The organism is Pseudomonas sichuanensis, from assembly GCF_003231305.1.
GTDB classification, from domain to species: Bacteria; Pseudomonadota; Gammaproteobacteria; order Pseudomonadales; family Pseudomonadaceae; genus Aquipseudomonas; species Aquipseudomonas sichuanensis.
This window is the reverse complement of record NZ_QKVM01000007.1, coordinates 1-13,449: the sequence shown is the minus strand read 5'-3', so window position 1 is coordinate 13,449 and position 13,449 is coordinate 1. Positions and strand designations below refer to the sequence as shown.

9 protein-coding genes are annotated in these 13,449 nt (G+C 64.4%); 4 read left to right on the top strand and 5 right to left on the bottom strand.

Annotated features, from left to right (window positions below; genetic code table 11):
- Positions 1-15 precede the first annotated feature (15 nt).
- The gene (gene rarD / locus DM373_RS05390; RefSeq protein ID WP_110992599.1) at positions 16-903 is read left to right on the top strand and encodes an EamA family transporter RarD; all 888 of its coding nucleotides are present in this window, start codon (positions 16-18) and stop codon (positions 901-903) included.
- Here the strand turns inward: rarD and DM373_RS05385 are convergent.
- Positions 866-2,437 carry a TerC family protein gene (locus tag DM373_RS05385; RefSeq protein ID WP_110992598.1) on the bottom strand — a complete coding sequence of 524 codons (1,572 nt, stop codon included), beginning with the start codon at positions 2,435-2,437 and terminating at the stop codon, positions 866-868. The two genes, rarD and DM373_RS05385, sit on opposite strands and share 38 nt — an antisense overlap.
- 260 nt (positions 2,438-2,697) lie before the next feature.
- Between DM373_RS05385 and DM373_RS05380 the strand changes: the two genes are divergently transcribed.
- Positions 2,698-3,282 (top strand): LysE family translocator, encoded by a 585-nt coding sequence (locus tag DM373_RS05380; protein WP_110992597.1) that lies wholly within the window; start codon positions 2,698-2,700, stop codon positions 3,280-3,282.
- Between the two features lie 112 nt (positions 3,283-3,394).
- Here DM373_RS05380 and DM373_RS05375 read toward each other — a convergent pair whose 3' ends face one another.
- Positions 3,395-4,186, bottom strand: a complete 792-nt coding sequence (locus DM373_RS05375) for an AraC family transcriptional regulator (protein WP_110992596.1) — start codon at positions 4,184-4,186, stop codon at positions 3,395-3,397.
- Positions 4,187-4,196: 10 nt separating this feature from the next.
- Positions 4,197-4,739: a helix-turn-helix domain-containing protein gene (locus DM373_RS05370; protein ID WP_110992595.1), complete on the bottom strand. Its 543-nt coding sequence runs from the start codon at positions 4,737-4,739 to the stop codon at positions 4,197-4,199.
- Positions 4,740-4,893: 154 nt separating this feature from the next.
- Between DM373_RS05370 and DM373_RS05365 the strand changes: the two genes are divergently transcribed.
- Both DM373_RS05365 and DM373_RS05360 read left to right on the top strand, forming a co-directional pair.
- Positions 4,894-5,676, top strand: coding sequence for an aldolase (locus tag DM373_RS05365; protein ID WP_110992594.1), 783 nt, complete (start codon positions 4,894-4,896; stop codon positions 5,674-5,676).
- Positions 5,677-5,709: 33 nt separating this feature from the next.
- A complete protein-coding gene (locus DM373_RS05360) occupies positions 5,710-6,603 on the top strand; it encodes a dihydrodipicolinate synthase family protein (protein ID WP_110992593.1) in 894 nt (297 codons plus the stop codon).
- A gap of 80 nt (positions 6,604-6,683) precedes the next feature.
- Here the strand turns inward: DM373_RS05360 and DM373_RS05355 are convergent, their stop codons facing one another.
- Entirely contained in the window at positions 6,684-7,142 is a 459-nt protein-coding gene (locus DM373_RS05355) for a hypothetical protein (RefSeq protein ID WP_110992592.1), read from the bottom strand.
- Positions 7,143-13,449, bottom strand: a 6,307-nt coding sequence (locus DM373_RS05350) for a DUF637 domain-containing protein (RefSeq protein WP_208642779.1), incomplete at its 5' end; no start/stop codon positions are given.

The window sequence follows — 13,449 nt, the reverse complement described above, 5'->3', positions numbered from 1 at the left end:
TTTTTCGAGGCATTCGTGTCAAAAGGCATCGTTTCATCGGTCATGGCGTCCTGCCTGTTCGCCGTGATGTATTTCTATACCTCCTTCCTCACACCGCTCGACGGCGAGGAAATCTTCGGTTGGCGCACCCTGCTGACGCTGCCCTGCCTGACGCTGTTCATGTTGATTTCCAAAGACTGGAAACGGGTTGGCGAACTGTTCGCGCGGGTACGCCGCACACCCCTGTTGTTGCTGGGCATGGTCGGCACCTCATGGCTGATGGGGGTGCAATTGTGGCTGTTCCTCTGGGCGCCGCTGCACGGGCGCAGCCTGGAGGTGTCGATGGGCTATTTCCTGCTGCCACTGGCGATGGTGCTGACCGGCCGCCTGGTCTACGGCGAGCGCCTGTCGCGCCTGCAAAAGGTAGCGGTCAGCTGCGCAGCCCTGGGCGTGGGCCACGAGCTGTACCAGAACGGCAGCTTCGCCTGGGAGACGCTGCTGGTGACGATCGGCTATCCGATTTATTTCGTCTTGCGCCGACGCTGCCGCACCGACCACCTGGGCGGCCTGTGGTGCGACATGTGCCTGCTGCTGCCATGGGCCCTGTACTTCGTGGTCCAGGGCCCGTTGTCGGGCGCGGACCTGGCGCAACACCAGAACCTCTACTGGCTGATCCCGCTGCTCGGGGCAATCAGTGCCAGCGCCCTGATCGCCTACGTGCTGGCCAGCCGCATGCTGCCGTTCAGCCTGTTCGGCCTGCTCAGCTACGTCGAGCCGGTGCTGCTGGTGGGCGTCGCCCTGCTGCTGGGCGAAACCATCGGCCCGGATCAGTGGCTGACCTACCTGCCGATCTGGGCCGCGGTGCTGGTGCTGGTGCTCGAAGGCATCAAGCACCTGCTGCGTCAGCGTCGGCGCTCGGTGTAAGGCGCACCTGGCGCACGCGCCGCTCCTCCACCGCCACCACGGTCATGCTCCAGCCGTTCCACTGCAGACGGTCACCGACCACCGGCAGACGGTCGAGCAGGCTCATCACCAGGCCCGCGAGGGTCTGGTAGTCCTCGGTGGCACGGGCCGCGAAGCCGGTACGCGCCTGCACCTGGGCCAGGTTCAGGGCGCCGCTGACGACGAAACCACCCGCCTCCTCCACCACGCCCGGCCCTTCGACCTCGCTGGCGTCCGGCAGCTCGCCGGCGATCGATTCGAGGATGTCGGTCATGGTCAGCACACCGGTGAAATCACCGAATTCGTTGACCACGAAGGCAATGTGCGTCGACTGCCCACGCATCTGCTCCAGGGCGTTGAGGATGCTGAAACTCTCCAGCAGATTCAGCGGCGCCCGGGCCAGGGCTTCAAGGTCCGGCTCGTTGCCGGCCAGTAGTTCCTTGAGCAATTCCTTCTTGTGCACGAAGCCCAGCGGCTCCTCGATGCGACCGCCGCGGATCAGCGGCAGGCGCGAGTACGAGGAGTTGATCAACGCCTGGGTGATCACCTCGGCCGGTTGCGCCAGGTCGATGGCATCGACCTTGGCGCGCACCGTCATCACCGTGCGGATCGGCCGCTCGGCCAGGTTCAGCACGCCGCTGATCATCACCCGCTCGCGACGGTCGAAGACCACTTGCTCGCTGCCGTCCTCTACCAGGTCGGCGATCTCCTCGCCCACCTCGTCAGCCTCCACCCGGCGCCCGCCCATCAGGCGCAGCACGGCATGGGCGGTGCGCTCACGCAGCGGTCGGTGCTGTTGCACACTGCGCTTGCGGCGGGCGCGAGCCAGCTGGTTGAACAGCTCGATCAGCAGCGAGAAGCCAATGGCCGCGTACAGGTAGCCTTTGGGGATATGGAAGCCCAGGCCTTCGGCGGTGAGGCTGAAGCCGATCATCATCAAAAAGCCCAGGCACAGCATGATCACTGTCGGGTGGGCGTTGACGAAGCGGGTCAGCGGCTTGCTGGCGACGATCATGATGCCGATCGAGAAGATCACCGCGATCATCATCACCGACAGTTGCTCGACCATGCCCACCGCGGTAATCACCGCATCCAGCGAGAACACCGCATCGAGCACCACGATCTGCGCGACGATCGGCCAGAACGCCGCATGCCGCGTCACGCCGCCCGACTGGGCGACATGGCCCTCCAGCCTTTCGTGCAGCTCCATGGTGGCCTTGAACAACAGGAACACACCACCGAACAGCATGATCAGGTCACGGCCGGAGAAGGTCTTGCCGAACACCTCGATCAGCGGGGCGGTCAGGGTGACCATCCACGAGATGCTGGCCAAAAGGCCAAGGCGCATGATCAGCGCCAACGACAGGCCGATCACCCGCGCGCGGTCGCGCTGATGGGGCGGCAATTTGTCGGCGAGGATGGCGATGAACACCAGGTTGTCGATACCCAGCACCAGCTCGAGGACGATAAGCGTCAGCAGGCCCAGCCAGGCCGTGGGGTCGGCTAGCCATTCCATTAGCGGGTACTCACAAAGGCGGCGTCACGGGGACGCGGGAAGGATGGCCGGGACGGCCGGAAACTGGGGGGCTCCGCGAAGGTGCTCATATAGACCTTGATCAGAAAAAGGGATGACGATCCTACAATCGAAGCAGCTTTTTCCCACAGCGCGAAACTATTACAAAATCTGTAACAGAGGCCTTGAGCATTTTTGTTCAATACCTGAGCCGTACCTGTCGTCGAGCATGGCGGTACTCCATCGTTGCAAGGAATCTGCGCATGAGCTTGTCCCTGTCCATGGCCGCCTTCGCCTTGGCGGCCTCCATTTCCCCAGGCCCGGTCAATATCGTGGCGCTGGGCAGCGGCGCCCGTCACGGCCTGCGCGCCAGCCTCGGGCACGCCGCCGGCGCCACCCTGGGTTTCTGCCTGCTGCTGGTGCTCACCGGCCTGGGCCTGCACGAGCTGCTGCTGCGCTGGCCGTGGCTGCAGCACCTTTTGTTGTGGGGTGGCGTGCTGTTCTTGCTGTACATGGCCTGGAAGCTGGCCAGTGACGATGGCCAATTGCAGGCCGACGCTGAACAACGGGCGCCCACGGCCTGGCACGGCGCGGCCATGCAGTGGCTGAGCCCCAAGGCCTGGTTGGCGGCGGTGGCCGGGGTGGGTGCCTATACCGCTGGCGAGCAGCAACTGTTGTGGCTGTTCACCTGGATCTATGGGCCGATCTGCTTTGTCTCGGTGGCCAGCTGGGCGTGGGCCGGGAGCGTGATTCGGCAGTATCTGGGGGAGCCAAGGCGGTTGCGCTTGTTCAATCGCGGGTTGGCAGTGTTGTTGGTGGCGAGTGCGGGGTATCTGCTGGCAGGTTGAATGCCCGTCACGACCGCATCGCGGGGCAAGCCCGCTCCCACGCCCCTGGACTGCCCCTGAAAAGTTGGACAGTTCAGGTAGCCCATACCGTGGGAGCGGGCTTGCCCCGCGATTATGTTGCTGAGCAACCTGCCCGATAATGCCCCGGTGTAGCCGCCAGGTGGCGCTTGAACGCCCGTTGCAGATGCGCCTGGTCGGCAAACCGGGCCTCCAGCGCCACCTCGGCAATCGGCCGGCCCAGGCGCAGTTGGGCGCGGGCATGCTGCACCCGCTGGTCGAGCAGATAGCCGTGGGGTGTCAGCCCGAAACGCTTGCCGAAAGCGCGAATCAGGTAGGCACGGGAAAGCCCCACCGCACTGCAGATGTCTTCAAGGGTCAGCGGATCCAGACGATGGGCGCGGATGAACGCGGCAGCCATTTCAAGCCGCGGATGCTCCGCCCTGCGCTGGCCTGTTCGCTGATCGAAATAGCCAGGCAGCGCTGCGAAAAATGCAACCAGTAGCGCCTCTTTGTCAGAGACCGGTCGGTCGTCGAACAGGCCCGCAAACACCTCGAGCAACCGACCGTACAACCCCGACGAGGTGCTGAGCGTCACCTCCGGCAGGGCAAAGCCATGCTGCTGCAGCCACGGCAGGTCGACAAACAGCATCAGGTACGACCAGGGTTCCCCCTGGATCGGGTTGCAGGTATGGACCACGCCGGGGTTCATCAGCACGGTGCTGCCAGCGCTGATCTCATGCCGGGCATCCCCCGTGAGGTAGCTACTGCGCCCGCCCGTGATCACACCGATCGAAAAGCTCTCATGGGAATGCGCGGCATAGCACACCTGGCGCCCATCCCCCACGCGCCGGGCCTCGACAAACGGCAAGGCAGGGTCACGCCAAAACCGCGAGGCCTCGATCATCGCCTTGCCCTCACCCTTCCCCGCCCTGCACCACCACCAGCAACTGGGCCTGGCGTTCGCCCACGGAGCGCAGGCGGTGCGGGGTCTGGGCGTTGAAATGCAGGGCGTCGCCCGCCTCCAGCAGCACCCGCTCGCTCATGAAGTCCACCTCCACCTGGCCCTCGTGGACGAACAGGAACTCCTCGCCCTCGTGCTCCTTGAAGGTCGGATCGGTGAACTCGGTGGGGGGTTGGATCAAGAACGGCAACAGGCTGCGCTGGCCAACCTGCGAGGTGAGCACCGCGTAACCCGGCCCTTGGCCGTTGCCGACCAGCGCCTGGCGCTCGCCGCGACGTACCAGGCTATAGCGCGCCTGGCCTTCCTGCTCGCCGTCGAACAGCTCCTCGACATTGACGTTCAGCGCCCGCGCCAGTTTCAGCGCGGCGGCGATCGACGGCGTATTCAGGCCACGCTCGACCTTGGACAGGTAGCTCTTGGTCATGCCGGATTTTTCAGCCAGCACCTCAAGGGTGATCCCCAATTTCTTGCGCAGCAATTTCAGTCGGATAGACATGTGAAGCGGCTTTCCCGGACAAACGCACTTGCTAATGACACTTTGTGTCATATAGGATTATTTGTGTCATCTGATGGACCGCCCCTCCACCGTCGAAAGCAAGGGGGCGGGCCAGCCGAGACATCCACCATCACGCCACAGAGGATCACTCCCCATGGCCAACACCCTGACACACAGCAAAGACCAACTGGTGCAAAAGGCACTGACGCAGATGCAAGGCTCGCTCGCGGATAATACGTGGACTGTGCGCGAAAAGCTGGCCCTGACCTGCCGAATTCTGTTCGACAATGGCCACGACTCGGGCCTGGCCGGGCAGATCAGCGCCCGTGGCCCGCAACCGGGCACCTTCTACACCCAGCAGCTGGGCCTGGGATTCGACGAGATCACTGCCAGCAACCTGCTGCTGGTCAACGAAGACCTGGAAGTGCTGGAAGGCCAGGGCATGCCCAACCCGGCCAACCGCTTCCACAGCTGGGTGTACCGCGCCCGCCCGGATGTGAACTGCATAATCCACACCCACCCCACCCACGTCGCCGCGCTGTCGATGCTCGAAGTGCCGCTGGTGGTGTCGCACATGGACCTGTGCCCGTTGTACGAAGACTGCGCGTTCCTCGAAGCCTGGCCTGGCGTGCCGGTGGGCAACGAAGAAGGCGAAATCATCAGCGCCGCCCTGGGCGACAAGCGCGCCATCCTGCTCTCGCACCACGGCCAGTTGTCCACCGGCGCCAGCATCGAGCAGGCCTGTGTCTACGCCCAGCTGATCGAACGCGCCGCGCGCCTGCAACTGCTGGCCATGGCCGCCGGCACCATCAAACCGATCGCCCCCGAGCTTGGCCGCGACGCCCACGACTGGATCGACCGCCCCAAGCGCCATGGCGCCGCATTCAACTACTACGCCCGGCAGGCCCTGCGCCAGCACGCCGATTGCCTCGCCTGACCCTACCCTGCCTTGCTTGCGGAGCCCTTTAGCATGACCACTCAATTCCACGGCATCATCGGCTACACCATCACCCCCTTCAGCCACGACGGCGAGCAGCTCGACCTGCCCGCCCTGGGCCAATCCATCGACCGATTGATCGACGGCGGCGTGCAAGTGATCGCCCCGCTGGGCAGCACCGGCGAAGGTGCTTACCTCAGCGACAGCGAATGGCAGCAAGTCGCCCAGTACAGCCTGGAACGCATCGGCAAGCGCGTGCCGAGCATCGTCAGTGTCTCTGACCTGACCACCGCGGGTGCCGTGCGCCGTGCGCGCTTCGCCCAGCAACACGGCGCCGATGCGGTGATGGTGCTGCCGGCGGCGTACTGGAAGCTCAGCGAAGCCGAGATCCTCCAGCACTACCGCGCCATCGGCGCGGCCATCGATATCCCGATCATGCTCTACAACAACCCCGCCACCAGCGGCACCGACATGCCGGTGGAGCTGATCCTGCGAATCGTGCGCGAGGTGGACAACGTCACCATGGTCAAGGAGAGTACCGGCGACATCCAGCGCATGCACAAGCTGCAGCTGCTCGGCGAGGGCCAAGTGCCGTTCTACAACGGCTGCAACCCGTTGGCGCTGGAGGCCTTCGTTGCCGGGGCCAAGGGCTGGTGCACGGCGGCGGCCAACCTGATCCCCGCGCTGAACCAGCAGCTGTACCAGGCGGTGCTGGCCGGCGACCTTGCCCAGGCGCAGGCGCTGTTCTACCGCCAGTTGCCGTTGCTGGATTTCATCCTCAAGGGTGGTTTGCCGGCGACCATAAAGGCCGGGCTGGGCATGACCGGGCTGCCGGTGGGCGAGCCACGGCGGCCAGTGTTCGGGCTGGGGGAGAAGGATCGTGCCCGGCTGCTGACCCTGCTCGATGGCCTGAAACAGGCCAACTGAGTTAGATCTGCCAGGCTGGCCGCTGTGTCAGCGCCGCTCGAAAACGACAACACTCGTGCAAGGCGGGTGTTGTCGTTCGCTCACCACGCCTCGTGTGTCTCGGCCCGGTAGTTTTTCTCGATACGCTCTACCAGCAGCGGTGCGCTGATGATGCCTCTGACCGGGTAGCGTTGCTCTTGTTCACTCAGCTCCCGTTCCAGGCAAACGGATGTTTCGCCATCCCATAGCCACAAGGACCCACCCGCCCCACCATTCCTGCTGCGAAAGACCGGGAATGCTTGCAGGTGCTCGGGCACCGGAACATGGCCCACTACTGCCAACAGGCTCTGGTTGACCGCCGTCTGCACCACGAAAAATGCAGAAAACAGCACCGGCCCAGCTACAACAGTTGCAAAATCGCCGGGTTGGCGGTCATGAAAGCCGCTGAACACCCGGATCAAATAGCCATATTCGGGGTGCTTGTGAGTGACCTGCGCATAAGCGACCCCCTGCGACGTCAACACTTGCAACACGTCGCCCAACTTCACTCTCTTAGCCATTCAAAACCCTTCGTACTTGACGCTTCTCAGCAACTGAACACCGCGAATCAAGGCTTTTTCGTATGCCGTCGGATCCTTGACCTTCGAAATCGAGTTGATCATGTTCAACAACGTCCCCCCTTGCAGCTCGCGGTTATTGTATTTGATGAACCCGTGCCAAACGATCAGCGTTTGCTCGACTGCACGCGCATCAGCTCGCGACAGATTCTCAAGGCCGTTGATCTTTTCAATGACGATACCCTTTTCGTTCAAGTGGGCCTTGCCGCGCGCAACAATGTCCTTGGTAATGCCTACATAGCGTGTCGTACCATCGATGACGCAGCTATAGACGCACGTCTTGCCACTCACGGTGGCCACGTCGTCAGCGCCCTTGTAAGCAGCGTTGATTACATCGACACCAAACTTCTCTTCCAGCATCGCCAAGGCTTTGGGTGACAGCTTGCCGCCAATTTTCTGCAAGGCGTTAATCTTGCCGGCGGGCAGCGGGTAGAGCAGTTCAATGGCGATGCCAGCATACTCCTCCCAGTCCTCAGGCTCGAACATCTTCTCCCTGAGACTGCCTGGATCGAACTCCGCATTGAGGAAGGCGACCACCTGGGGGTTGAGCTCTTTGGAACTGTCCACCTTGCCATCGGCAATCTTGCGCAAGTCCACCAGTACCGTATCGGCATCGAGGTCCAGGTACTTGCCTTGGGCGTGCAGGACGGCCAGGCCTTTCTCCAGGCGTTCCTTGGCCTGACGGTGAACCTGCTGGTTGTAAGCCGTTGCGTATTTGGCGATCTCCGACCCCTTGGCAAAGTCGCCATCCACCGCCACGCCGGCCAGCACCCCGACAATCTGCGACGCCATCAGCTCAAGGTTTTCATCGCCGCCAACCATCTTCTGCAGGGCTTTGCTCAGCGCCTCGTTGGCCCCGGCCGCCAACGCACCGGTCATGAAATCACTGCCCGAGGCCTTGGCGACCAGGCCGCCGAACAAGGCGTGTGCCATGACTTTCTGCGGGCTGCCGTCGGGGTATTTGCCCAGCGACCAGTCGCCGATCATGTTGAAGCCAATCGCCATGCCGACATTGCCGGCCTGGACCACCAGGTTGCCTTTGAGGTTCTCGGCGTAGCTGCCGCCCTTGATGGCAGTCTCAAGCCCCGCTTGCAGCACACTCTGGGTAGTCGCATAGGCGCCGAAGCGGACGATGTCGGTCATGCTGCCAAGGTCGAAGCCCTTGGTGATCTTGTTGGCGTTGTCGGTGGAGACACCGAACGCCTTGTCCAGCTGCGGCGAGATCAGGTACGCCGAGGCCGCCGCGATGGCGTAGCTCTGCAGGTTCTCCTTGCTCAGGGCGAATTTCAGGCCTTGGCCGATGTTGCCGCCGTTGTTGATCGAGCCCACCGCCAGGTTGCTGGCGAACGCGCCCATCAACGGGCCCAGATAGGCCGCCGCGACAATCGCGATGATCAACGATGGGGCGGCGCCGAGCCCAGACTGGCTGTATTTGAAGGACTCGTGGATCTCCTTCACCTGGCGCCAGTCGATGTCGCCGCGTTTCTCCGCCTCTTTGAGCCAGGCCAGGTTGGGATTGGCCTCGACCATGCTGTCGATGATCTGGCTGACGCTTTGCTGGTCGACCTGCTTGATGTCGATCTTGATGCCATCGACGGCCTGCATGATCAGGCTGCCGTTGGCGTTCAACTCGCTCTGGATCAAGGTCTCGTCGGTGCTGCCCTTGCCCTTGGAGCTGTTCCAGGCCAGGTCGCCCTTGGACTTGGTGTGGCTCTCGTCGTGCAGGTCCTTCACCGACTCGAAGGTGATGCTGCCGCCACTGATCAGGGTCAGGTCATTGCCGCTGTTGAGCTTGGCGGCCTGGTACAACTGGTCGCCGTCGCTGATCAGGGTCAGATCGCCGCCGGTGGTGATCCGGGTACCGACATGGGTGATGTCGGTGACCTCGTCGCGCTGAGTCTGTTTGCTGCCCCAGCCCCCCTTCTTGGTCATGTCGTACAGGCTGTAGTCACGTTCCTGCGCGGCGATCAGATTGATGTCATTGCCGGCGAAGATGTACGCCTCGTCGCCGGCAGTGAGCTTGCTCGCCACCAGGTTCACATCGTTGCCGGCCTTGACGTCGAGGTTGTTTCCGGCGCTCAGGCTGGCCGAGACCACATGGGTCTGCTCCTCGACCTCGTGGATCTTCTTCTTGCCATCCTTGCGGTGGGTATCGACGCTGTGCAGGTCCTCGCCGGAAATCAGGTTGACGTCGCCGGTGGCGTTAACAGCGAGGTCCTTGCCGGCACTGGCGCTGCTGGCGACCATGTTGAAGTCGCCGCCCGCCTGGAAGGTCAGGTTGCCCGCCGCTTCCACGCTGGAACCGAGCAGCTTCACGGTTTCTTCGGTACGCAGCCCGCGGTCCAGGCCCTCGACGGTGACGGTCCGGTCCTGTACCGCGACCAGGTTGATATCACCGCCCGCCTTGACGGTCAGATCGCCACCGCTGCTGATCCGGCCTTTGTTGGTCAGGTCCTCGGCGGCGACCATTTTCAGGTCACCTCGGGCGCTGATCAGCGAACCTGCATCGACACGGGTGACCCGGTCGTTGCCCACCCCGACCTCGGTGGCCGTGCGGTCGTTGAGGATGTCGCCCTTGAGCGATACCAGCTCGACATCGTTGCCGCGGATTTCACCGGCCAGGGCATTGCGGATGCTGTCCTGGGCCGTGATCGCCAGGCTTTCGTTGGCCTGGGTCAGCCCGCCTTGATAGAAGCTGCCGCCCACGGTGGCGATCAGGTCGTTGCTGGCACGCAGGGTACCGACACTCTTCAGGTCGCCGCCGGTGACCAGGTCGAGGTCGCGGCCCTGGATCAGGCTGCCGCCACGCAGGTTGCGCGAATCGACCTTGGCCAGGTACAGCACCGGCGCCAATACCTTCTCGCCATCGACGACCCGCTCCTCCATCCACACGATGTCATGGGTCAACGCCGCGACTTGCTGGCTGGTGAGGCCCACCCCCACGCTCAGGCCGAGGGCATCCTTGCTGGCCACGGCGTTGTCCATCAGGTACTTGAACTGCTCGTAGTCGCTGCTCAGGCCATCGGCGAGGAAGCGCTGGCCGGTCTGCGCACGCACCGCGTCGGCGACCAGGCGGGTTTCGTAGCGGCCGTCGCCAAGACGGCGCCAGGCCTGGTCGGGGTCGAAGCCGAGGTTGCCGAGCAGGTAGTCCGAGGCCATGAAGCGCCCTGGGTCGGTGAGCTCAGGGTTGGTCTCGATCAGGTAGCGGGCGCTCGGGTTCTGGCTGCGGACGAACAGGCCGTACTCACCCTGGGGCAAGCGGAAGCTCGGCAGCGCAGTCGGGTCGACGCTGACGAAGGGCGCGCCGCTGAAATCGACCGGCACGAAGCTGATCTGCTTGGTGCCATCCTCCAGCGTGGTCTCGATGCGTTTGACGTCTTTCAACGGGCCAGGGTCGCCGGCCTGGGTGCCCAGGGTGACCTGGACCCCGCCCGCGCCGCCCGCCGAACTGTCCAGCGCCTTGCCGGTGAGCTGGGCGTTGGTCTGCGCATCAAGGGTACCGTTGACCAGCTCGCCGCTGACATTCAGCGACAGGGTGCCGCCTGCCTGGACCGTACCGGCGTAGGCGGTTTCGGCCCCCGGCCGCACGGTGCTGCCATCGCTCCAGATCGGGTAACTGGTGATCTCGGTCGGCAACGGCGCCTGCTGGTCCCCCGGCAGGTCGCGGTTCTGCGCGTTCCAGCTGTCGGCAATAGCCCGCACGGCAGCGAAGGTGCCAGAGCTAACGTCGTGCACCAGGTAGCTGGTTTCTTCCACCCGGCCGTCCAGGGTCAGGCCACGGTTATAGAAATTCTGCGCGGTGGCGGTGAGATTGCCGTTGGCCGCCAGCAGACTGTGACGGTTATCGACCGTGACGGTATCCAGGGTCATGTCGCGGTTGGCCAGCAGGCGCGCAGCTGGCGAGTCGCGGGTCACCGTACCTTTGTAGGTGGTGGTGAGGATGAACTGACCGGTGTTGTGACCGCCGCTGCAGTCGGTGCAATTGATGCGGAAGTAGCGATTGACGATGGCCGTGCCGGCCACGAAGTCGGCCTTGGCGTTCTCCAGCGAATCGACCTTCAGGTCGATGCTGCCTTCGCTTTCGATACTGCCCGAGAGGTTCTGCAGGCTCGCCGCCCGCCCGCCGCCGAGCGCCGCGAAGCTCAAGTCGCCCTTGCTGTAGATGTCGGCGTAACGGTTGAGCAGGCTGGTGCCGCGCAACTCCAGCGGGCCGCCGGCGAACAGCAGGCTGTCCTGCTGGTTGTTGATCGCCCCACGGGCATGCAGCGTCGCCTTGCCCTGGGCGCCGAGGGTGCCCTGGTTATCGATGCTGGCGGCGGTGATGTCCAGGGTCTGGCTGCTGGTCAGCCTGCCACGGTTGCTCAAGGCACCGTTCAGCGTCAGCGTCATCGCCTCTTTGCTGGCGATGCGGCCACCGTCCTGGGCCAGGTTGTTGCCGCTGATGCTCATGGCCTTGAGGCTGGAGAACAGGCCCTGGTTGACCAGGTCACCGGACATCTCCAGGGTCAGCTTGCCGTCAGTCACCAGCTCCCCGGCATTGCTCAGTTGCACGCCGGCCAGGCTCAGGTCGCTGGCGCTGGCGATACGCTCGCCTGCGCCCAGGGCGATGCTTTGCAGGCCGCTGACATCCAGGGCGCCGTTGGTGTGCCAGGTGCCGACGCTGGCAACGTTGGCCAGGGTCCAGCTGCCCTTGCCCAGGCTGCTGACGCTGCCTTGGCTACCACTGAAAGCATTGGCGTTCAGCACCAGGCTGCCGAGGCCGGCATGCTCCAGGGTTGCGCCTTGGTTGAGCAGGCTGGCGGCCTTGACCTCAAGGTCGGTGGTGGCGCTGGCAATGCGGCCACCGCGGTTGTCCAACTGGCCGCTCAGCTCGATGCTCGCCTTGTCGCCCGCGTGGGCGATCAGCTTGCCACCGCTGTTGTCCAGGCTCTGGCCCTTGACCTGCACGGACTGGCTGGCTTCGATCAAACCGCTGCGGTTGATCAGGCGCTGCACGGTCAGTTGCTGGTTGCCGGCCAGGCTGGCCAGGGTGCCACCGCTGTTGTCGGCATCGCCGGCCACCAGGGTGATGGCGCTGGCGGTCAGGCTGCCCTGCTGGTTATCCAGCCGCCCGGCGCCGAGCAGCAGCTCGGCCAGCGAACCGCCGGCCAGCAACTTACCTTGCTGGTTGCGCACGGTGCTGGCCTTGATCAGCAGGCCTTCGCTGCCGGCCAGCACCTGCCCGCCCACCCGGTTGTCGACGGTGTCGGCGGTCAGTTCCAGGCGGCTACCCAGCAACTGGCCGGCGCGGTTGTCGAGGGTGCCGCCGGTGGCGGTGGCCTTCACAGCCTTCTGCCCGACCACCACGCCGCTCTGGTTATCCAGGCTGGCGGCGCTGATGTCCACGTTCGCGACAGTCGCCTGCAAGCGCCCGCCACTGTTGTTCACGGCCCCGCTGGCCTTGACGGTCAAGTCCCCCTCTTCGGCCACCACCCGGCCTTTCTGGCTGTTGTCCAGGGACGCGCCATCGAGCGTGACACTGGCGCCCAACAGCGCGCCGCCTTGGTTGAGCAGCTCGCCGCCGTTGACCTGCAGGTGGGTCTTGGCCTGCAGCGTACCGCCGCCGTTGTTCAACTGCTGGCGGGCGGTGACGGTCGCCTCACCCTCCCGAGCGACCAGGCTGCCGCCCTGGTTGTCGAGCCGGTCGAAGCTGGCCTCGATGGTGTTGCCCACCACGCTGCCGCCCTGGTTGTTCAGGCCGCCGCCCTTGAGCTGCTGGTGGCTGGCGGAGAGCTTGCCGCCCTGGTTGTTCAGTTGCGCGACGTCGACGGTCAGTTGCCCATCACTGGCGATCAGCCCCTTGGCGCCGTTGTTGACCTCGCCGCCGTTTACTTGCAGCTCGGTCACCCCGACCACCCGGCCGCCCTGGTTGTCCAGGCGTTCACGGGCGGTGACGGTAGTGTTGCCGTCGCTGCTCAGCGCGCCGGCTGCGCGGTTGTCCAGCACCCGGCTGGTGACCTTCAGTTCACTGTCCGCGAGCACCTTGCCGCCGCGGTTGTCCAGGGTGTCGGCCACCACGGTCTGGCGCTGGCCCTTGAGGCCGCCGCTGTTCACCAGGGTGTCGCTGACGGTCACCGCCAGGTCGCGGCTGGCGACGATCTGGCCGCTGTTGACCAGGCCAGTGCTGGTCAGAGTCAGGTCAGAAGTATCGTTGCGGCGCTTGTCCGCCTCGACCCCGGCCTCGATCACGCCCTGGTTGCGCACCTGCGCG

Coding starts and splice junctions, on each gene's coding strand:
- DM373_RS05360 (WP_110992593.1), top strand. CDS start 5,710: ATGACCACTCAATTCCACGGCATCATCGGCTACACCATCACCCCCTTC.
- DM373_RS05375 (WP_110992596.1), bottom strand. CDS start 4,186: ATGATCGAGGCCTCGCGGTTTTGGCGTGACCCTGCCTTGCCGTTTGTC.
- DM373_RS05380 (WP_110992597.1), top strand. CDS start 2,698: ATGAGCTTGTCCCTGTCCATGGCCGCCTTCGCCTTGGCGGCCTCCATT.
- DM373_RS05370 (WP_110992595.1), bottom strand. CDS start 4,739: ATGTCTATCCGACTGAAATTGCTGCGCAAGAAATTGGGGATCACCCTT.
- DM373_RS05365 (WP_110992594.1), top strand. CDS start 4,894: ATGGCCAACACCCTGACACACAGCAAAGACCAACTGGTGCAAAAGGCA.
- DM373_RS05385 (WP_110992598.1), bottom strand. CDS start 2,437: ATGGAATGGCTAGCCGACCCCACGGCCTGGCTGGGCCTGCTGACGCTT.
- DM373_RS05355 (WP_110992592.1), bottom strand. CDS start 7,142: ATGGCTAAGAGAGTGAAGTTGGGCGACGTGTTGCAAGTGTTGACGTCG.